Source organism: Pseudomonas sp. ICMP 10191 (genome assembly GCF_001467335.1).
In the GTDB taxonomy this organism is placed as follows: Bacteria; Pseudomonadota; Gammaproteobacteria; order Pseudomonadales; family Pseudomonadaceae; genus Aquipseudomonas; species Aquipseudomonas cerasi.
In genome coordinates, this window is record NZ_LKGW01000157.1 from 114,757 (window position 1) to 132,781 (window position 18,025).

Sequence of the window (18,025 nt, forward strand, 5' to 3'; positions counted from 1 at the left end):
TGTCCGTTTACCCTTCAGTCAGCTAACGCTTACTCGACGGTCTGCTTGAATACACCGCCGGTCTTGACCGGTGGTTTCTCGACCAGAACCGAGTTCAGAGCGGAGCGTGGCAGCGGGTTGCTGGTGGTGGTCGACAGTTCCTGACGGAACGAGTTGACCAGCTTGGCGTTCAGGCGGATGTCCTGCGACGACGAACCGAGCGAGATGTTGAAGGTGTCGGCATCGACCACCCACTGCTTGCTCTTCTCGTCAAAGTAGGCCAGCGAGCGGTCATTCAGCTCGATGGTCACACGCTTGCTTTCACCCGGCTTGAGGAACACCTTCTTGTAGCCTTTGAGTTCCTTGATCGGACGCTCGACTTTCGGGTTCTGCTGGCCAACGTACAGCTGAGCGACTTCCGAACCACCGACCTTGCCGGTGTTGCTCAGGTCGAAGGACACCTTGATCGGCGTATTGCCGACCGCGACACCTGGCGTGACCTTGATGTTGCTGTAGCCGAATGTGGTGTACGACAGACCGTAGCCGAACGGGTAGAGCGGCTTGATGCCTTTCTTCTCGTATCCGCGATAACCCAGCAGCAGGTCATCCTTGTAATCCATTTCGGTCAGAGTGTTCTGATTGTCGAATTTCGGGAAGGAAGCGTAAGCCGGGTTGTCTTCGATATTGCGTTCGATACTGATCGGCAACTTGCCAGACGGGTTGACCTTGCCGAACAGGATCTCGGCCAGGGCCTGACCACCGTTCTGACCTGGGTAGAAAGCGTGCAGCGCTGCTGGAACCTGTTCGATCCAGTCGCTCATCTTCAGACCCGTACCGCCATACATGGTCACCACGGTATTGGGGTTGACCTTGGCGATGTTCTGGATCAGCTCGTTCTGGAATTCAGGCAGATCGAAGCTGTGGTCGAAACCTTCACCTTCGTATTCGTTGCTGTTACCCACGGCAACCACGACGGCGTCATAGCCGGACAGGTCCTGAGGAGCGTTCAGCGAAGCGGAGCTCAACTGCACACCTACCAGGCCGCCCATGGTCGACAGGTAGCCGGCACGACGCGAGTACTCGAGCTTCACATCGTAAGACTGGCCTGCTTCCAGATTGATCTTGGCGAACTCTGGAATGGTTGGCGGAATGCTGTTGCCCGGAAGCGGCTTGCCGTCACCGTTGTCGATGATTTTCTTGCCGTTGACCCACAGACGCACGGCGCCGTCGGCACGCACCTTGAACACCTGCTCGCCGCTCTGGGTCGGGGTGACCTTGCCGGTGTAGCGAATCGACGTCGACGATGTATCGCCGTTCAGTTCGCCAGCGGTCGAACCTTTGCTGGTGTACGGATCGGACGTCGACGTGTTGCTTTCGAACGGCAGGTTCTTGTCGTTGGCCCAGTCCAGGTCAACATGCTTCTCGGTGCGGGTGACCGCTGCATCACCAGACCAGTTGGTGTTGCTGAAGTACTCGACCTTCATGCCCTGAACTTCATTGCCCGTTGCGTCGGTGGTGGTCCAGGCACTGGTGCTTGGGTCCAGCGACAGGCCTTCGATGAAGTCGACCTTGGCGTTAGGCGCGATTTGTTGCAGGCCGCTCAATTCGCTGACGTAATGGCTGGCCATAACGTTGGCGCTGCCGAAACCGGTCGGTGGCGAGTACTTGGCCAGGGTGCCGACTACGGCGATTTTCTTGACTTTCTGCTTGTCCAGCGGCAGCAGATTGTCCTGGTTTTTCAGCAGGACGATACCTTCACGCGCAGCGTTCAGAGCAACCTTGTTGCTGGTCGAGCTGTTCATGTTGTGCGTGGTCAGCGGCGTCTTGCTGTCGAACTTGTACAGGTAGATCTGCTTGAGGATGCGGCGGACCTTGTCGTCGATGGTCGCAGCGCTCAGGTCGCCGGCGTCCAGATGCGGCTTCAGCACGGAGCTGTTCATCTGGTAGCCCATCATGTCCAGATCGGTACCGGCGCGGGCAGCGTTGAAACCGTGAACGACAGCGTTGTAGTCGCTCTGTACGAAGCCTTTGAAGCCCCATTCCTTCTTCAGGATCTGGGCGATCAGGTGGTCGCTTTCGCAGGCGAAATCACCGTTCACCTTCTGGAAGGCACACATCATCATCGCCACATTGCCGTTTTTCGACGACGATTCGAACGCAGGCAGCGACATTTCGCGCAGAACGCGCTCTGGCATTGTCTGGTTCAGATTGAAGCGGTTGCTTTCCTGATCGTTGGCCGCGTAGTGCTTGGCGTTGGCCCATACACCACGAGACTGGATACCGTTGATGACGCCTGGTGCCAGGCTGGCGCCGAGGAACGGGTCTTCACCGGAGAGGTATTCGAACGCACGGCCGCCGTACGGCATGCGATACAAATTGACGCCGGGACCAGTGATGAACTGGTAGCCGCCGACGGCAGTGTCATAACCCAGCGCGCGGCCGAGGTCGATGGCACGACGCGGGTTGAAGGTGGCGGCCAGGTTAGGACCGGACGGGTAAACAACACCCTGATCGTTACCTTCGCTGGTGTAGCGCACGCCGACACCGCCGTCAGCGCCGTGGATCTGCGGAATGCCGTAGTTGGTCAGCGGCTTGACGTCCCAGCCGCCGGTGCCGCCGATGTAGGCCAGCTTTTCTTCCATGGTCATTTTGGCCAGGGTTTTCTGTGCGGCTTTTTCGGCGCGATCTTCACGCCCTTGTTGCACGGTAGGGTCAGCGGCGTGCACCTGGGATACTGCCAATGCCAGCAAGGCCAGCGCCGAGTGCGCGCCTATCATCTTTCGCTTGTTCATATTGCTCTCCAACTGCGTTTCAAATAACTGTCTGCCTGCGCACGTGCGCAGGATCATTGCGTTCTTATTTACCGCTTTCCGCCAACTTTTTCTTTCGGCAACAGTTTCCCGTCGTCGCGTTTATTCCCTGTTGTCAGGGCGCGAGTTAGGACTCCTTAGTTGCCGTATTAGTTTTGTTTGGCGTTTCTTTTTTTACTTGTGGTGCGCTACTAAAGTGACATCACGTAGTGGCGTTTTGAATCTACAAAACGGTACAATTAAGTCTAAAACAAGGCATAAATGTCAAATAAAAGCGTATTTTTCTTCGATTTCGTATTTTTTCTTTACAAATGAGGAACTCTTGTTAAACCTACTGGTCGATGGGTTTAAGATTTTTCAGGACGAAGAAAGACAGCTCGCAAGTTGCGACGTTTGCTGTGCGCTAGTTCTTGCCCGGTTTCTACAACTGCCCCGCTTTTTTTGCGGGGCTCTTTTTGTTTTTCGAGGAGTTAATACGATGAAGTTTTCCATGATGAGTGCCGGTGTGGTGTTGGGTCTTGCCCTGAGTGGTGCGGTCTTTGCTGACGACGCGACAGACGCAGACGCGACTTCCGGTGCCAGCGACGAGACCGTGATGACCCAGACCCAGGACGCCAAGGCAGCGCAGAAGGCGCAAAACCAGAAGACCGAAACGACAAAAGGTGGTCGCCCGCAGAACGCAACCACTCAAAAGCAGTCAAACTGATCGTTTGAAGCCTTTGAGCGCAGCACTCTCCAGTCGGAGAGTGCTGTAATATGTCCCTCCGAAGTAGCAAAATGCCCTCATTCATGCCGTCAGCTCCCGTCGATGTTTCCAGTCTGCTCATTCCGGATGCCCAGCAGGTCTGTGCCTGGCTGATAGAAAATGCTGGTCTGAAAACGGCCGATCTGGAGCGCGCGCAACGTTTGCAGCAGGAGTCGGAAGGCACTGAGTTGCTCGGGCTGCTGACGCGTCTGGGCCTGGTTTCCGAATTCGAACTGGCCCGCGCGTGGGCGGCATTGCTGCAGGCGCCGTTGTTGCTCGCCGATGCCGTGCCGCCACTGTTGGATCCTCTGCCGCCGCTGACCGAACGCTTCATGCGCCACTATCAAGTCGTGCCAGTAGGCTGGAGCGATCAAGGCCTGCAAGTGCTCAGTGCCAACCCCGGCACGCTGTACCCGTTTCAGGCCATCGCCTATGCCTGCGAGGTGCCCGTGCGACTTTCCATCGGCCCGCGCAACGAAGTCGAGACCCTTATCGAACGCTACTACGGCCAGGGCCGCTCGGCGATGGGCACCTTGATCGAAAACCTGGATGAAGAGGGCGGCTCGCTGGAAGACATTGAGCACCTCAAGGACCTGGCTTCCGAAGCGCCGGTCATTCGTCTGGTCAATCTGATCCTGCAACGCGCGGTCGAACAGCGTGCGTCCGACATCCATATCGAGCCCTTCGAGAGCCAGTTGAAGGTGCGCTACCGCATCGACGGTGTCTTGCACGAAGCCGAAGCACCGCCGTCCAGTTCTTCGGCCGCGGTGATTTCCCGGGTGAAGATCATGGCGCGGCTGGACATCGCCGAGCGTCGTCTGCCGCAGGATGGCCGGATCATGCTGCGCATCCAGGGCAAGGAGCTGGACCTGCGGGTATCGACAGTGCCCACCAGCTTTGGCGAATCGGTGGTCATGCGTCTGCTGGACCGGCAGACCATCAACTTCGATTTCCCGAGCCTGGGTTTCGATGGCGAACGGCTGGACGAATTTCTCGACGTGCTGGAGCGTCCGCACGGCATTCTGCTGGTCACCGGGCCGACCGGTTCTGGCAAGACCACCACGCTGTACACCGCGCTGTCACGGCTCAATACGGCCGAGCGCAAGATCATCACCGTTGAGGATCCGGTCGAGTATCAGCTCGAAGGTATCAATCAGATTCAGGTCAAGCCATCCATCGGGCTGGATTTCGCCGGAGCGCTGCGCTCCATTGTGCGGCAGGACCCGGATGTCATCATGATCGGTGAGATGCGCGACCTGGAAACCTGCCGTATTGCCATCCAGTCCTCATTGACCGGTCACCTGGTGCTCTCGACCCTGCACACCAACAGCGCGGCGGCGAGTATTACCCGCTTGCTGGACATGGGCGTCGAAAGCTACCTGATCGCGTCCACGGTCAACGGGATTCTGGCTCAGCGCCTGGTCCGTCGCCTCGATCCTGCAACCCGGGAAGCCTTTGATGCGCCACCGGAGTTGATCGCTGAACACGGGCTGGAGCGCTTCACTGACGAGCGCCCCATCCGTCTGTATCGCCCGCGTGCCGATGCGCCCGGCGGTGGCTATCGCGGGCGCAGTGCAATCACTGAACTGTTGGTGATGAACGAAGAACTGCGCAGTCTTTTGATGCGCCATGCCGACGCTTCGACGCTGGAAGAGGCTGCCCGACGTGGCGGCTTGCGCACATTGCATGAAGAAGGTCTGCGTCAGGCCGTGGCCGGGGTGACTTCGCTGGAAGAAGTGCTGCGCGTCACCCGTGGTGAAGGCACATGAGTCTGTTCAAGTACCGAGCACTGGATGCTCAGGGCGCGCCGCAGAATGGCACTCTGGAAGCCCGCGATCAGGATGCCGCCATTGCCGCGTTGCAGAAGCGTGGCCTGATGGTCTTGCAGGTCGATGCCGCCGGTATGGGCGGTTTGCGCCGTGCGCTGGGCAGCGGCTTGCTCAATGGCGCGGCGCTGGTCAGCTTCACCCAGCAGCTCGCAACGCTGCTCGGCGCGGGGCAGCCGTTGGAACGATCGCTTGGAATTCTGCTCAAACAGCCTGGACAACCGCAGACCAAGGCGTTGATTGAGCGCATTCGCGAACAGGTCAAGGCTGGCAAGCCTCTGTCCGTGGCGCTCGAGGAAGAGGGTAGCCAGTTTTCGCCCCTCTATATAAGCATGGTTCGCGCCGGTGAAGCCGGTGGCGCACTGGAAAGCACGCTGCGCCAGTTGAGCGATTACCTAGAGCGTAGCCAGTTGCTGCGTGGCGAAGTGATCAACGCGCTGATCTATCCGGCCTTTCTGGTGGTAGGCGTATTGGGTTCTCTGGCCCTGTTGCTGGCCTATGTCGTGCCGCAATTCGTACCGATCTTCAAGGATCTGGGCGTGCCGATTCCATTGATCACCGAGGTCATTCTCAACCTCGGACAGTTTTTGAGCGACTACGGGCTGGCTGTGCTGGCGGGCCTGATCGCATTGATCTGGGGCATGGCCATTCGCATGCGCGACCCGCAGCGTCGCGAGCGCCGTGACCGCCGATTGCTGGGCATTCGGGTGATCGGTCCTTTGTTGCAACGCATCGAGGCAGCACGCCTGACTCGAACCCTCGGTACGCTTTTGACCAATGGCGTGGCGTTGTTGCAGGCGCTGGTGATCGCTCGCCAGGTCTGCACCAATCGTGCCCTGCAAGCGCAGGTCGAGCAGGCGGCCGAATCGGTCAAGGGTGGCGGCACGCTGGCCAGCGCGTTTGGCGCGCAGCCGTTGTTGCCGGATCTGGCGCTGCAAATGATCGAGGTCGGCGAACAGGCAGGCGAACTGGACACCATGCTGATGAAGGTCGCCGATGTGTTCGACGTCGAGGCCAAGCGCGGTATCGACCGCATGCTGGCCGCGCTCGTACCGGCGCTGACGGTGGTGATGGCGGGCATGGTCGCGGTGATCATGTTGGCCATCATGCTGCCGCTGATGAGTCTGACCAGCAATATCTGAATTCATGAAAGAGGAAACCATTCCGATGACTTTTAGCCGTACACGTTTCAAACCCGCACGTCGACAGGGCGGTTTCACGTTGCTGGAAATGCTCGCCGTTATTGTATTGCTGGGCATTGTTGCGACCATCGTCGTGCGTCAGGTGGGCGGCAACGTCGACAAGGGCAAATACGGCGCAGGCAAGGCTCAGTTGGCCAGCCTGGGCATGAAGATCGAAAGCTACGCGCTGGACGTTGGTTCGCCGCCCAAGACTTTGCAGCAATTGACTGAGAAACCGGGCAATGCGTCGAACTGGAACGGCCCTTATGCCAAGCCTTCGGACCTCAAGGACCCGTTCGGCCATGCATTCGGCTACCGCTTCCCGGGCCAGCACGGCAGCTTCGACCTGATCTTCTATGGCCAGGACGGTCAGCCGGGCGGCGAAGGCTACAGCGCCGACCTGGGCAACTGGGAGTAAAGCTCGGCATGAGAACGCCTGTCGCAAGCCGGGGTTTTACCCTCATGGAAATGCTGGTGGTGCTGGTGTTGATGAGCATCGCCGTCGGTCTGGTGGGTTTCGGTCTGCAACAGGGTTTGAGTACCGCCAGTGAACGGCGCGCGGTCGGTGACATGGTCGAAGCGCTGCGGGCAACCAGAGTGCGTGCAATTGTTACCGGTCAGCCGGCGCGCACCGAGTTCAACCTGCGCAAGGCGACCTTCAAGGCGCCGGGCAAGCGCGAGATGCACTGGCCGGAAAACCTGCGCGTGACGATGCAGACTGCGTCCGATCTTGGCTCCGCCGTGGAGTTCTATCCGGACGGCGGCTCCAGCGGTGGCAACGTGGTGGTCGCTGACGGCGACCGGCGCTGGCGTATTGATATTGGCTGGCTGACCGGCAGCGTCCAGGTCCGGACGCTTTAATGAAAACATCGCAGTCGGGGTTCACCCTGCTGGAAATGCTTGCTGCACTGACCGTCATGGCGGTGTGCAGCGGTGTTTTGCTGGTGGCGTTCGGGCAAAGCGCGCGCTCCTTGCAGCAGGTGTCGCGCAGTGACCGGCTGAGCCATGCGGCACGCACGATAATGGATCAGGAAAGCGCTGGTCCGCTGGAAAACGGTACGCGAAAGGGCGAACTCGCAGGCATCGACTGGACACTGGATATCCGTCAGTTGCCGGGTGCCAATGGTCAGGCGAGGATGTTTCGCCTCGACCTGATGCTCAGTGAACATCAGCGCAAGGCGCAGTTCAGCACGTTTAAATTACGCGGCGCTGTCAGCGGTGCGGGGTCATGATGCGTACCCAGCGTGGCTTCACGCTGCTGGAAGTGCTGCTGGTGATCAGCCTGCTCGGCGTGTTGTTGGTACTGGTTGCCGGGGCGTTGCTGGGCGCCAATCGTGCCGTGCTCAAGGCTGAGCGCTACACCGTTAACCTGGACGAGATCCGCGCCGCGCAAGCGTTTCTGCGCAGCTCGATCGCTCAGGCACTGCCGCTGGACACGTCTGGTGAGGATGACGTCAACAGCGGTTTTTTTGAAGGCTCGGCGCAGCAGTTGCGGTTTGTCGCAACGCTGCCGGGCGAGCTAGGCGGCGGTATCCAGGTTCACAGCCTGGAGCTCAAGGGGCCGCAAGACCATAGGTCTTTGCAAGTGTCGTTCGCTCAGGTTCTGTCCAGTGCGAATGGCATTGCCCTCAAACCCTGGGGTGAGCCTCAGGTATTGCTGCAAAACGTCGAGTCGTTGACGTTCAGTTATCGCGGGCTGACGCCCAAGGGCAAGCCGACCGGCTGGATGGCCGAATGGCCCTGGCCGAATCGCTTGCCGGGCGCGGTGCGCATCGACATGCAGACCCATGGCGCGGTGAAATGGGTCTCTGAAGTGGTGGCCTTGCGGCTGGACCTGTCCGGTGGGGCGGGCGGCGAATGAACGTGACCGGCCAATCGCAGCGCGGTGTTGCGCTGCTGGTGGTGCTCTGGGTGCTGGCACTGCTGAGCCTGTTGCTCGGCGGGCTGGCCGGGTGGGTGCAATTGGAGAGCCGGCAGTCGCTCTGGTTACGGCAAAATATCCAGGCGCTGATGGCCGCCGAAGCTGGCATGAATATGGCTGTACAGGGCTTGCTCGATCCTGAACAGCGCAAACGCTGGATTGCCGACGGGCGTGTGGTCTCGTTACGGATGGATGACACGCAACTGTTGGTGAGCATCAGAAGCGAGCGCGGCAAGCTGGACCTCAACAGCGCACCGGTTGCTGATATATCGCGTCTGCTGCAGGCCTGTGGCGCGGCTAAGAATCAGGCCAGCGGTATCGCCCAGGTGCTGGAGTCGCAGCGCAATGGCGGTCAGTCACCGTTGCGGGTGGTAGAGGAAGTTCGCCAGCTGCCGGGCATGAGCCAGGCGCTGTATGCCCGGTTGCTACCGGAAATAACATTATGGAGCGGTCTGGATCGGCCCGACCCGGCATTCGCTTCGGCGTTGCTGCGCCGGGCCTTGAACCTGCCGAACCAGAGCGCGGTCGGGGCCGATCCCGGTGAGGTACTGGCCATCGACACGCGCGCAGAACGACCGGGCGGTGTGACCGCCCTGTTACAGACCACTGTTTTATTGAGCCCATCGGAGGGAGGCGCACAGCCCTACAGGGTGTTGCGTTGGCAAGAATGAATTCATCAGTTTCTGCACGTCTGGCGCCTGTTTATGCGTTACGCGAACAGGTCGCCCGGCAGTGGCGTGGCAGTCCGGCGCAACACGCCTGGCAGTGGTGGGTGACGGAGCTTCGCGCCTGCCTGCCGCCGCGTGTGCGTCGATGGCTGGGCCGCGAGACCGTGGAGCAGACGCTTGTCTGGCCGTTGGTCGAGCCGCTGCCCGATGCATCGCCTCAGGTGCGGCGGGTGTTGCTGCTGCCGCCGTCGGCTGTGCTGTTGCAGACCTTGCAGCTTCCTGCGGCTGCGGCACGCAATCTGTCGACTGTGGTCGGCTACGAGCTTGACCGTTTCACGCCATTTGACGCTGGGCAGTTGTACTTCGTCGCCCGTCAGGACAGTCGCAGCGCCAGCTTTGTGCAGGTCACGCTGGTGGCAATACTGCGCGAGCGGCTGGACGCGATACTCCGTGAGTGCGCCGAGCGTGGGTTGCGTCCCGATGCTGTCGATGTGGGCACTGATGTGGGCGCTGACAACCTGACTACAGGGCAGCGCATGGGTGTCGATCTGCTGCCGATGCCGTTGCGCCCGCAACAGTCGCGCTCCGGCCATCGCTTGCAGCGCGGGCTGATCTGGCTATGTGCCGGCCTGCTGCTGAGCGCCATGTTGCTGTGGCTGAACGACCGCCAGAGCCTGCTCGATGACATGCAGGCCAGCGTCAAGGCGCAGAAGGCTCAGGTTGGCGAGGTCCAACAACTGCGCCAGCAATTGACCAACACTCTGGGCGCTGCCAACTACCTGTTGCGCCGCAAGGCTGCTCAACCGCCGCTTTCGGCGCTGCTCAGCGAGCTGACCGCCTGCCTGCCTTCGGACACCTGGATCGAGCACCTGGAAATCAGCGACAGTGCCGAGGTGGCCTTTTCAGGGCAGAGCGCCAAGGCCAGTGCGCTGATCGGCCGCGTCAAGGACTGCCGAAGTCTGGATAATGCGCAGTTTCAGGGTGTGATCCAGCCCGACACCAAAACCGGCAAGGATCAGTATTCCCTGCGCGCGCATTTGCACCAGAACCAGCAGCAGGAGAACGCCGATGCGCCGTCCACTGACAAGCCGTGAGCGGCGGGGCGCTGCCCTGATGATCCTGGCTCTGGTGTTGTGCCTGGCTTACTGGTTGCTGATAGACAGCTGGTTCGCCGGTCCACTGCGTGACATCAACGAACAGACCGACCAGCTGCGCGAACAGCAGCAGCGCTACGCTGGCCTTCTGCAGCAGGGTGGCTCGTTGCGCGAGCAACTGGAGCAGGCGCGTCGTGATCCGGCCAGCAGCACCAGCCTCCTGCCGGGCGAAGATCCCAGTGCCGTGGCCGCTGATCTGATGCAACGCATTGCCGACCTGATCAGCAGCCAGGCCAGCACCGGCGGTGGCTGCGAGTTGACCCAGCGCATGCCGATCACNGCGCGGAGCCGTATCGGCAGGTCAAGGTCAGCCTGACCCTGAACTGCGCCATCGAACCATTGACTGCGATCCTGCATGCGCTGGAGTATCAGCGCCCGTTTTTGTTTATTGATGAGATGAGTATGCGTCGCGACGCCAACGCTCCGGCCAGCGGTGCTGCCGGCAAACTGGTGGTGCACCTGCTGGTGCGTGGCTACCTGCAACCGGCCAGTGCCGGCGAGGGCGAGCAATGATCGGTTCACTGCGTCCGCTGGAGTGGGCACTGCTGGCTTTCGCCGCAGTCCTGGCAGCCTTGATCGCATTGGTTGTCAGCGGCGCCGCGCACTCACCGGACTGGCTGCCCGAGCAGGCACCGCGCGACCCGGTCGATCAGAGGGCGCAGGTCCACAGCGCGCCTTCGGCGACACTCGACAGCCTCGCCAATACCTGGAAAACCCCGCTGTTCAGTCCTGATCGCAGCCCTGACGTGGCCGTTCGCAAAGCCGATGCGCAGGCCACCAATCTGGCTGGCCTGACCCTGACCGGGGTAATCATGGACGGCTCGTTGCGCGTGGCATTGCTCAAGCAGGCCAGCGGTCCGGCATTGAAAGTCCGTCAGGGCGATCGCTTGCCCAACGGCTGGACGCTGGACCGTCTGGAGCCCACCCAGGCCACGTTCAAACTTGATGACCGCTCGCAAGTCCTGCGCCTGCCCGCGCTGCGTCTGCCGCCGCCGTCGAATACACCGCCGATTACCTTAACCAACGATTCCACCCTGTGATGGGTACCTTTTCTGGAGTTCCTGCCATCGCTACCTTGCGCACACCCTTGCTTTGCCTGGCCACCGCCGTCGCCCTTGGCGGCTGCGCGTCACAGTCAGACACACTCGATCCCGACAATGGCATGCTGCAGGAAGCGCTCCAGGGAACCGGTTCACAACGCCCGCCGGTAGACCCGCGCAGCGAAAGACCGCCCGTCGAGCCACCTTCCCAGCAGGCGACCAGCTCGCCGCAGCGGCAGATCATCAAAGGCAACCAGCGTTTCATCCGGCAGCCCGCCGCAGCTCCGGCAGCGCGTCAGGCCGAGACCGGTGACATCGTCTTCAACTTCACCAACCAGCCGATTCAGGCGGTGATCAACAGCATCATGGGCGATCTGCTGCACGAGAACTACAGCATTGCCCAAGGTGTTAAAGGCGATGTGAGCTTCTCGACGTCCAAGCCGGTCAACAAACAGCAGGCGCTGTCGATTCTCGAGACACTGCTGTCCTGGACCGACAACGCGATGATCAAGCAGGGCAACCGCTATGTGATTCTGCCGTCCAATCAGGCGGTGGCGGGCAAGCTGGTCCCGGAAATGCGCGTCGCGCAACCTTCGGCAGGCATGTCGGCGCGGCTGTTTCCGCTGCGCTACATCTCGGCGACGGAAATGCAGAAGCTGCTCAAGCCGTTCGCCCGGGAAAACGCCTTCCTGCTGGTCGATCCGGCGCGCAACGTACTCAGCCTGGCGGGTACGCCGGAAGAGCTGGCCAACTATCAGGACACCATCGACACCTTCGATGTGGACTGGCTCAAAGGCATGTCGGTCGGTGTTTTCGGCCTGCAACGCGCCTCGGTCGGCGAGCTGATGCCCGAGCTGCAGAAAATGTTCGGCCCGGAAAGCGGTATGCCGCTGGCGGGCATGGTGCGTTTCCTGCCGATCGAGCGGACCAACTCGGTGGTGGCGATTTCCTCGCAGCCTGAATACCTGCACGAGGTCGGCGAGTGGATTCACACCATCGATGAAGGTGGTGGCAACGAGCCGCAGATGTACGTGTATGACGTGCGCAACATGAAGGCGACTGATCTGGCCAAATACCTGCGGCAGATCTACGGTACGGGTGCCATCAAGGAAGACGCTGCGGCCAAGGTTGCACCGGGCCTGCGCACCACCACCTTGTCATCGCTCAACTCCAGTGGCGGCAGCGGTGTCGGCGGCATGAGCAGCTCCAACGGCCTGGGCAGCACTGGCAGCGGCCTGAGCAATGGCGGAGGTTTTGGCAACAGTCAGGGCATGAACAACAGCCAGACCAATAGCGACAGCGAATCGGAAGGCGACGATCAGAGCGGCGGCGATTCGGATTCGGCCAGTCAGGACGGCAGCGGGTCTGGCGGCAACAACAAGTCTCTGGACGCCAGCACGCGCATCACTGCGCAGAAGAGCAGCAACCAGTTGCTGGTGCGCACCCGTCCGGCGCAGTGGAAGGAGATCGAGTCGGCCATCAAACGCCTCGATAATCCGCCGCTGCAAGTGCAGATCGAAACGCGCATTCTGGAAGTTCAGCTCACGGGCGAGCTGGACATGGGTGTGCAGTGGTACCTGGGGCGTCTGGCGGGCAACTCGGGTACGACCGGCAACGTGACCAACACTTCAGGCAGTCAGGGGGCGATTGGTACTGGCGGGGCTGCGCTGGCCTCCACTGATGCGTTCTTCTATTCCTTCGTCAGCAACAACCTGCAAGTCGCCTTGCGGGCGCTGGAAACCAATGGCCGCACCCAGGTTCTGTCGGCACCTTCGCTGGTGGTGATGAACAACCAGCAGGCGCAGATTCAGGTCGGCGACAACATCCCGATCAGCCAGACCTCGATCAACACCAACACCTCCACCGACACCACATTGAGCAGCGTCGAATATGTGCAGACCGGTGTGATTCTCGATGTCGTGCCACGCATCAATCCGGGCGGCCTGGTGTACATGGACATTCAGCAGCAGGTCAGCAGTGCCGACACCAATGCCAACAACAACGATGCCAACGGCAATCCGCGTATTTCCACCCGTTCGGTGGCCACGCAAGTGGCCGCGCAGAGTGGTCAGACCGTGCTGCTGGGCGGTTTGATCAAACAGGATAACGCCGAGTCGGTCAGCGCCGTACCTTATCTGGGACGCATCCCGGGTTTGAGATGGCTGTTCGGCAACACCAGCAAGTCCAAGGACCGTACCGAACTGATCGTGCTGATCACGCCGCGAGTCATCACCAGCAGCAGCCAGGCACGTCAGGTGACGGATGATTACCGTCAGCAGATGCAGTTGATCAAGCCGGAAGTTTCGCGGACCAGCATGCAGAACTGACGCTGTGCGGGCTTCCGCCACCACGCCCACTCACGACGCTGCCCGTTGGCAGCGTCAAACAGAGGTCATGAACATGCTGAAATTCTTCGCTGCCTTGCTGTTCGCCTTTACCGCAATGGCACAGGCGCAGGACACCTTGCACACCGATCTGCCACTGGATTACCTAGCGCAGACCAATGTCGACAAGCCCGACCAGCCGCTGGTGATTTTCATCCACGGTTACGGCAGCAATGCGGCCGACCTGTTCGGGCTCAAGGAAGAGCTTCCGGCCGACTACAACTACGTGTCGGTACAGGCGCCGATGGAGTTGCGCGCTGACAGCTACAAATGGTTCACCCAGAAGCCCGGCGTCGCGGATTACGACGGTGTGACTGAAGACCTGAAAAGCAGCGGTACCCGGTTGGCTGCGTTCATCGGCAAAGCCACTGAGAAGTTTCATACCCAGCCAGGCAAGGTCTTCCTGATCGGTTTCAGCCAGGGCGCCATGATGAGTTACGAAGTCGCGCTGCGACAGCCAAAACTGGTCGGCGGTTTTGCAGCATTGAGCGGGCGGCTGCTGCCGGTCTTGAAGTCCGAGGTCAAAGCCTCCGACGACCTCAAGGCTCTGAGCGTATTCATCGGCCACGGCACGCAGGATCGCCAGGTGGCCTATGCCAGCGCACCGCAAGCCGAAGCGACGTTGAAATCGCTCGGCCTGACGCCGCAGTTGCATGCCTATGACGGCATGGGGCACAGCATCAACGAGGCTGAAGTGATGGATCTGGCGGCTTGGTTGAAACAGTCAAACCGTTAAGGATCATTAGCCGTTAGCTTGCTTCGAGCGGTCCCTTAGAAACGCCAGCAGCGCAATCAGTGGCAGCGCCGTGCCTGCGATCAGCACCCAGCTCCAGCCACCGTGATCAAACAGCGGGCTGGCGACTGCCGAGCCAATGGCGCCACCGATAAAAATACTGGTCATGTACAGCGCGTTGAGCCGGCTGCGGCTGGCGGCATCCAGCGCGTAGACCGTGCGCTGACCCAGGACCATGCTGGTCTGTACGCAGAAATCCAGCACTACGCCGGTTATGGCCAGGCCAATCACGCTGTAGGCAGGGTGGACCAGGCCTGGAAGAAAGCTGAGTGCGCCGAACAGCAGTGCGCCCAGTGAGGCGATGCGGGTGTAGCCGGCGTCTGCCAGACGGCCGCTGATGGGCGCCGCAATGGCACCGATCGCGCCGATCAGGGCAAAGATCGCGATCTGGGTTTGCGACAGCCCGTGATTGCGCGACAGCTCCAGCGGCACGGCGGTCCAGAACAGGCTGAAAGTCGCGAACATGCAGGCCTGATAAAAGGCACGCTGGCGCAGCACCGGCTGGGTACGAAGAAGAGTCCATAGCGAGAACAGCAATTGTCCGTAGGACGCACGATGATCCGGGACACGTTTTGGCATGGTGGTCGCCAGTACCACGCTGATGCCGATCATCACCACGGCCGCCGAGCCGAACACCGCCCGCCAGCCGAAATGGTCAGCCACCAGACTGGCAATCGGCCGCGCCAACAGAATCCCCAACAGCAGTCCGCCCATGATCCCGCCAACGACCCGCCCACGCGACTCCTCCGGAGCCAGATGCGCCGCCAGCGGAATGAGCATCTGCACCGACACCGAACTGAAGCCCACCAGCAGCGAAACCAGCAAAAACACATTCGGCTGCTCGGCGAAAGCGGCACCCAGCAGGCTGAGAATCGCGACGACAGTCGTTACCAGCATCAGCCTGCGGTTCTCCAGCAAATCACCCAGCGGCACCAGAAAAAACAGCCCCAGTGCGTAACCGATCTGCGTCAACGAAACGATCAGACTGGCCGCCGTGCTCGACAGCCCGATGTCCGGGGCAATCAGCTCGATGATCGGCTGGGCGTAGTAGATGTTGGCGACAATTGCGCCGCAGCAGAAGGCAAACAGCATGACCATGGCCGGTGTCATGGTCACAGCGTTATGCGCGGATTGGGACGAGTGGGGCATGAAAATCTCGCTTGAGCAGGGACTGTCAGACACTGGAAACGTGTCTGTCAGACGGTTTTTGATCGATGCAGCGCAGGCTAACGGTTTTGTCGGCGATTAAGTAGGTGCGGCGAGTTGATACAGGATATTTCCGGGAATGATGATCGGCGAAGCACTGCGATGTGTCGGTATAGTCACGCACGCTCGCGGACTATTGACCTTCGCTTGCCACGGATGAATACTCTTTTCAAAAATTCATATAGATGACTGGATGAATAAAATAATGAACAAGCTTTCCAGCGACGAACGTCTACCACTTTACCAACGCCTGCGCGACAGCCTGGCGGAGCAGATTGCCAATAATCGCTGGCGTCCGGGTGAGGCGATTCCTACCGAAGCGGCGTTGTCTGCAGAGTATGGCCTGTCCACCGGTACGGTACGCAAGGCCATTGATCTGCTGGTCAGCGACAACATTCTGGAGCGCCAGCAGGGGCGTGGCACGTTCATTCGTCGTGCGCAGTTTCAGTCTTCGCTGTTTCGTTTTTTCCGTTTTCAAACCGAAGCGGGTGAACGCCGGGTGCCGGAAAGCCGGATTTTGTCCGTCGAGCCTGTGGACGCGCCTTCGTCGGTCGCTCAGGCGCTGGGGATGGGCGCAGGTGCGCCGGTGATTCGTATGGTCCGCTTGCGGTTGCTGGATGGCCAGCCGGTGCTGGCCGAGGAGATCTGGCTGCCACGTGCGCGGTTTCAGGCATTGCTGGAGCTTGACCTCGATACGCAGGGGCCATTGCTTTATCCGATCTACGAAGACGTCTGCGGTCAGGTGGTCGCCTGTGCGCAAGAAAGCCTGACGGCCGAGACGGTCAACGACGTATACGGTCGGTTGCTGCAGATTCCGGTCGGCAGTGCGGTGGTGGTCATCGAACGCCTGGCGCGCAACTACGCCGGTGAGCCTCTGGAGTGGCGCCGCTCGCGAGGGCACGCCAGTCATTTCCGCTACAGCGTGGAAATTCGCTGACAGCGCTGCAGTCTGCCCGAGCCGTTCAACGTCTTTAAGGATAAAAGCCATGTTCAACTGGTATCGCGACGTCACCCCCAAAGAACGCAAGACTTTCTGGGCCTGTTTTGGCGGCTGGTCGCTGGACGCGCTGGAAGTGCAGATGTTCGGTCTGGCCATTCCGGCCCTGATTGCTGCGTTTGCCCTGACCAAGGGCGATGCAGGGCTGATCAGCGCGGTAACACTGGTGACGTCAGCGTTGGGAGGTTGGGTGGGCGGGACGCTGTCCGACCGCTATGGCCGGGTGCGCACTCTGCAGTGGATGATCCTGTGGTTTTCGTTCTTTACCTTTTTGTCTGCGTTCGTGACCGGTTTCAACCAGTTGCTGATCGTCAAGGCACTGCAGGGCTTTGGCATCGGTGGTGAGTGGGCGGCAGGCGCGGTGCTGATGGCCGAGACCATCCAGTCCCGCTACCGCGGCAAGGTCATGGCCACCGTGCAAAGTGCGTGGGCCGTAGGCTGGGGCCTGGCGGTGGTGCTGTTCACCCTGATTTATTCGTTTGTACCGGAGGATATTGCCTGGCGGGTGATGTTCTTCGTCGGCCTGCTGCCGGCCCTGATGATCATCTGGGTGCGACGCAACGTCGAAGAACCGGACAGCTTCCAGCGCATGCAGAAAAGCGCAGCGCCGAAGGGCAATTTCTTCAAGTCGATGGCCGGGATTTTTCGCCCCGAGCTGCTGCGCGTTACCTTGCTCGGCGGTTTGTTGGGGCTTGGTGCGCATGGCGGTTATCACGCGGTCATGACCTGGTTGCCGACCTTTCTCAAAACCGAGCGCAACCTCTCTGTGCTCAGTTCCGGCGGCTATCTGGCGGTCATTATCGTTGCGTTCTGGTGCGGTTGCGTGTGCAGCGGTCTGTTGATCGACCGGATTGGTCGACGCAAGAACATCATGCTGTTCGCCTTGTGCTGCGTAGTCACCGTGCAGTGCTACCTGATGCTGCCGTTGAGCAACACGCAGATGCTGTTTCTCGGCTTTCCGCTGGGTTTCTTCGCCGCAGGCATTCCGGCCAGCCTCGGTTCGTTTTTCAACGAGCTGTACCCGGCAGAGGTGCGGGGTGCCGGGGTGGGCTTCTGCTACAACTTCGGGCGCGTGCTGTCGGCGGTGTTTCCGTTTCTGGTGGGGCATATGAGCCAGTCGATGTCGCTCGGCAGTGCCATCGGAATCGACGCGGGCATTGCTTACGGCGTGGCAATGATCGCCGCTTTCTGTCTGCCGGAAACCCGTGGGCGCAACCTTGAGGCCGTGCCGCCGATTGCCGAGCCACTGGACAAGGACGCAGCGCAGCAGGCTTGAAAATCCTTTCATTCGCGGTGTTGCGGCGCCGCGTTGACTTTTTGT

Annotated in this window: 16 protein-coding genes and 1 pseudogene; 15 read left to right on the top strand and 2 right to left on the bottom strand. The window is 60.5% G+C overall.

Translation table 11 applies throughout. The features are described from left to right. Window positions 1–29: 29 nt before the first annotated feature. On the bottom strand, window positions 30–2,771 hold the full coding sequence (locus AO388_RS23725; RefSeq protein WP_032609888.1) for a beta-glucosidase: 2,742 nt from the start codon (window positions 2,769–2,771) through the stop codon (window positions 30–32). A 496-nt stretch (window positions 2,772–3,267) separates the two neighbouring features. Here AO388_RS23725 and AO388_RS23730 point away from each other — a divergent pair, with 496 nt between their 5' ends. The 13 genes and pseudogenes from AO388_RS23730 to AO388_RS23790 all read left to right on the top strand — a co-directional run bounded on the left by AO388_RS23730 (window position 3,268) and on the right by AO388_RS23790 (window position 14,444). Beyond that, window positions 3,268–3,495 carry a hypothetical protein gene (locus tag AO388_RS23730; protein WP_003435985.1) on the top strand — a complete coding sequence of 76 codons (228 nt, stop codon included), beginning with the start codon at window positions 3,268–3,270 and terminating at the stop codon, window positions 3,493–3,495. Window positions 3,496–3,578: 83 nt separating this feature from the next. Further along, the gene (gene gspE / locus AO388_RS23735; RefSeq protein ID WP_046719248.1) at window positions 3,579–5,303 is read left to right on the top strand and encodes a type II secretion system ATPase GspE; all 1,725 of its coding nucleotides are present in this window, start codon (window positions 3,579–3,581) and stop codon (window positions 5,301–5,303) included. Then, window positions 5,300–6,502: a type II secretion system inner membrane protein GspF gene (gene gspF / locus AO388_RS23740; protein ID WP_003371834.1), complete on the top strand. Its 1,203-nt coding sequence runs from the start codon at window positions 5,300–5,302 to the stop codon at window positions 6,500–6,502. The genes gspE and gspF overlap by 4 nt, the downstream gene beginning before the upstream one ends. Window positions 6,503–6,527: 25 nt before the next feature. Continuing rightward, the gene (gene gspG, locus AO388_RS23745; protein WP_003317918.1) at window positions 6,528–6,959 is read left to right on the top strand and encodes a type II secretion system major pseudopilin GspG; all 432 of its coding nucleotides are present in this window, start codon (window positions 6,528–6,530) and stop codon (window positions 6,957–6,959) included. Window positions 6,960–6,967: 8 nt separating this feature from the next. Then, window positions 6,968–7,402, top strand: a complete 435-nt coding sequence (locus AO388_RS23750) for a prepilin-type N-terminal cleavage/methylation domain-containing protein (protein WP_072366198.1) — start codon at window positions 6,968–6,970, stop codon at window positions 7,400–7,402. Beyond that, window positions 7,402–7,773 carry a type II secretion system protein gene (locus AO388_RS23755; RefSeq protein WP_003343408.1) on the top strand — a complete coding sequence of 124 codons (372 nt, stop codon included), beginning with the start codon at window positions 7,402–7,404 and terminating at the stop codon, window positions 7,771–7,773. Before AO388_RS23750 ends, AO388_RS23755 begins: the two co-directional genes overlap by 1 nt. Continuing rightward, a complete protein-coding gene (locus AO388_RS23760; RefSeq protein ID WP_003371841.1) occupies window positions 7,770–8,402 on the top strand; it encodes a prepilin-type N-terminal cleavage/methylation domain-containing protein in 633 nt (210 codons plus the stop codon). Before AO388_RS23755 ends, AO388_RS23760 begins: the two co-directional genes overlap by 4 nt. Further along, a complete protein-coding gene (locus AO388_RS23765) occupies window positions 8,399–9,133 on the top strand; it encodes a general secretion pathway protein GspK (protein WP_058417288.1) in 735 nt (244 codons plus the stop codon). The genes AO388_RS23760 and AO388_RS23765 overlap by 4 nt, the downstream gene beginning before the upstream one ends. Then, entirely contained in the window at window positions 9,130–10,224 is a 1,095-nt protein-coding gene (locus AO388_RS23770) for a type II secretion system protein GspL (RefSeq protein ID WP_017278748.1), read from the top strand. The genes AO388_RS23765 and AO388_RS23770 overlap by 4 nt, the downstream gene beginning before the upstream one ends. Beyond that, a pseudogene (gspM, locus tag AO388_RS23775) lies at window positions 10,199–10,797 on the top strand (type II secretion system protein GspM). The gene AO388_RS23770 and the pseudogene gspM overlap by 26 nt, the downstream one beginning before the upstream one ends. After that, complete coding sequence (locus tag AO388_RS23780) at window positions 10,794–11,324, top strand: general secretion pathway protein GspN (RefSeq protein WP_003371856.1); 531 nt, start codon at window positions 10,794–10,796, stop codon at window positions 11,322–11,324. The pseudogene gspM and the gene AO388_RS23780 overlap by 4 nt, the downstream one beginning before the upstream one ends. Beyond that, complete coding sequence (gene gspD, locus AO388_RS23785) at window positions 11,324–13,651, top strand: type II secretion system secretin GspD (RefSeq protein ID WP_003435970.1); 2,328 nt, start codon at window positions 11,324–11,326, stop codon at window positions 13,649–13,651. Before AO388_RS23780 ends, gspD begins: the two co-directional genes overlap by 1 nt. A 73-nt stretch (window positions 13,652–13,724) precedes the next feature. Further along, window positions 13,725–14,444: an alpha/beta hydrolase gene (locus AO388_RS23790; protein ID WP_054081077.1), complete on the top strand. Its 720-nt coding sequence runs from the start codon at window positions 13,725–13,727 to the stop codon at window positions 14,442–14,444. A 6-nt stretch (window positions 14,445–14,450) separates the two neighbouring features. Here the strand turns inward: AO388_RS23790 and AO388_RS23795 are convergent, their stop codons facing one another. Beyond that, window positions 14,451–15,650, bottom strand: a complete 1,200-nt coding sequence (locus AO388_RS23795) for an MFS transporter (protein WP_054081076.1) — start codon at window positions 15,648–15,650, stop codon at window positions 14,451–14,453. A gap of 262 nt (window positions 15,651–15,912) precedes the next feature. Here AO388_RS23795 and AO388_RS23800 point away from each other — a divergent pair, with 262 nt between their 5' ends. Both AO388_RS23800 and AO388_RS23805 read left to right on the top strand, forming a co-directional pair. Further along, window positions 15,913–16,644 (top strand): GntR family transcriptional regulator, encoded by a 732-nt coding sequence (locus AO388_RS23800; protein ID WP_003435951.1) that lies wholly within the window; start codon window positions 15,913–15,915, stop codon window positions 16,642–16,644. A 49-nt stretch (window positions 16,645–16,693) separates the two neighbouring features. Further along, complete coding sequence (locus tag AO388_RS23805; RefSeq protein ID WP_058417289.1) at window positions 16,694–17,980, top strand: MFS transporter; 1,287 nt, start codon at window positions 16,694–16,696, stop codon at window positions 17,978–17,980. The last annotated feature ends 45 nt before the right edge of the window (window positions 17,981–18,025 follow it).

Coding starts and splice junctions, on each gene's coding strand:
- gspE (WP_046719248.1), top strand. CDS start 3,579: ATGCCGTCAGCTCCCGTCGATGTTTCCAGTCTGCTCATTCCGGATGCC.
- AO388_RS23805 (WP_058417289.1), top strand. CDS start 16,694: ATGTTCAACTGGTATCGCGACGTCACCCCCAAAGAACGCAAGACTTTC.
- AO388_RS23750 (WP_072366198.1), top strand. CDS start 6,968: ATGAGAACGCCTGTCGCAAGCCGGGGTTTTACCCTCATGGAAATGCTG.
- AO388_RS23795 (WP_054081076.1), bottom strand. CDS start 15,650: ATGCCCCACTCGTCCCAATCCGCGCATAACGCTGTGACCATGACACCG.
- AO388_RS23765 (WP_058417288.1), top strand. CDS start 8,399: ATGAACGTGACCGGCCAATCGCAGCGCGGTGTTGCGCTGCTGGTGGTG.
- AO388_RS23770 (WP_017278748.1), top strand. CDS start 9,130: ATGAATTCATCAGTTTCTGCACGTCTGGCGCCTGTTTATGCGTTACGC.
- gspD (WP_003435970.1), top strand. CDS start 11,324: ATGGGTACCTTTTCTGGAGTTCCTGCCATCGCTACCTTGCGCACACCC.
- AO388_RS23790 (WP_054081077.1), top strand. CDS start 13,725: ATGCTGAAATTCTTCGCTGCCTTGCTGTTCGCCTTTACCGCAATGGCA.
- gspG (WP_003317918.1), top strand. CDS start 6,528: ATGACTTTTAGCCGTACACGTTTCAAACCCGCACGTCGACAGGGCGGT.
- AO388_RS23730 (WP_003435985.1), top strand. CDS start 3,268: ATGAAGTTTTCCATGATGAGTGCCGGTGTGGTGTTGGGTCTTGCCCTG.
- AO388_RS23755 (WP_003343408.1), top strand. CDS start 7,402: ATGAAAACATCGCAGTCGGGGTTCACCCTGCTGGAAATGCTTGCTGCA.
- AO388_RS23780 (WP_003371856.1), top strand. CDS start 10,794: ATGATCGGTTCACTGCGTCCGCTGGAGTGGGCACTGCTGGCTTTCGCC.
- gspF (WP_003371834.1), top strand. CDS start 5,300: ATGAGTCTGTTCAAGTACCGAGCACTGGATGCTCAGGGCGCGCCGCAG.
- AO388_RS23725 (WP_032609888.1), bottom strand. CDS start 2,771: ATGAACAAGCGAAAGATGATAGGCGCGCACTCGGCGCTGGCCTTGCTG.
- AO388_RS23800 (WP_003435951.1), top strand. CDS start 15,913: ATGAACAAGCTTTCCAGCGACGAACGTCTACCACTTTACCAACGCCTG.
- AO388_RS23760 (WP_003371841.1), top strand. CDS start 7,770: ATGATGCGTACCCAGCGTGGCTTCACGCTGCTGGAAGTGCTGCTGGTG.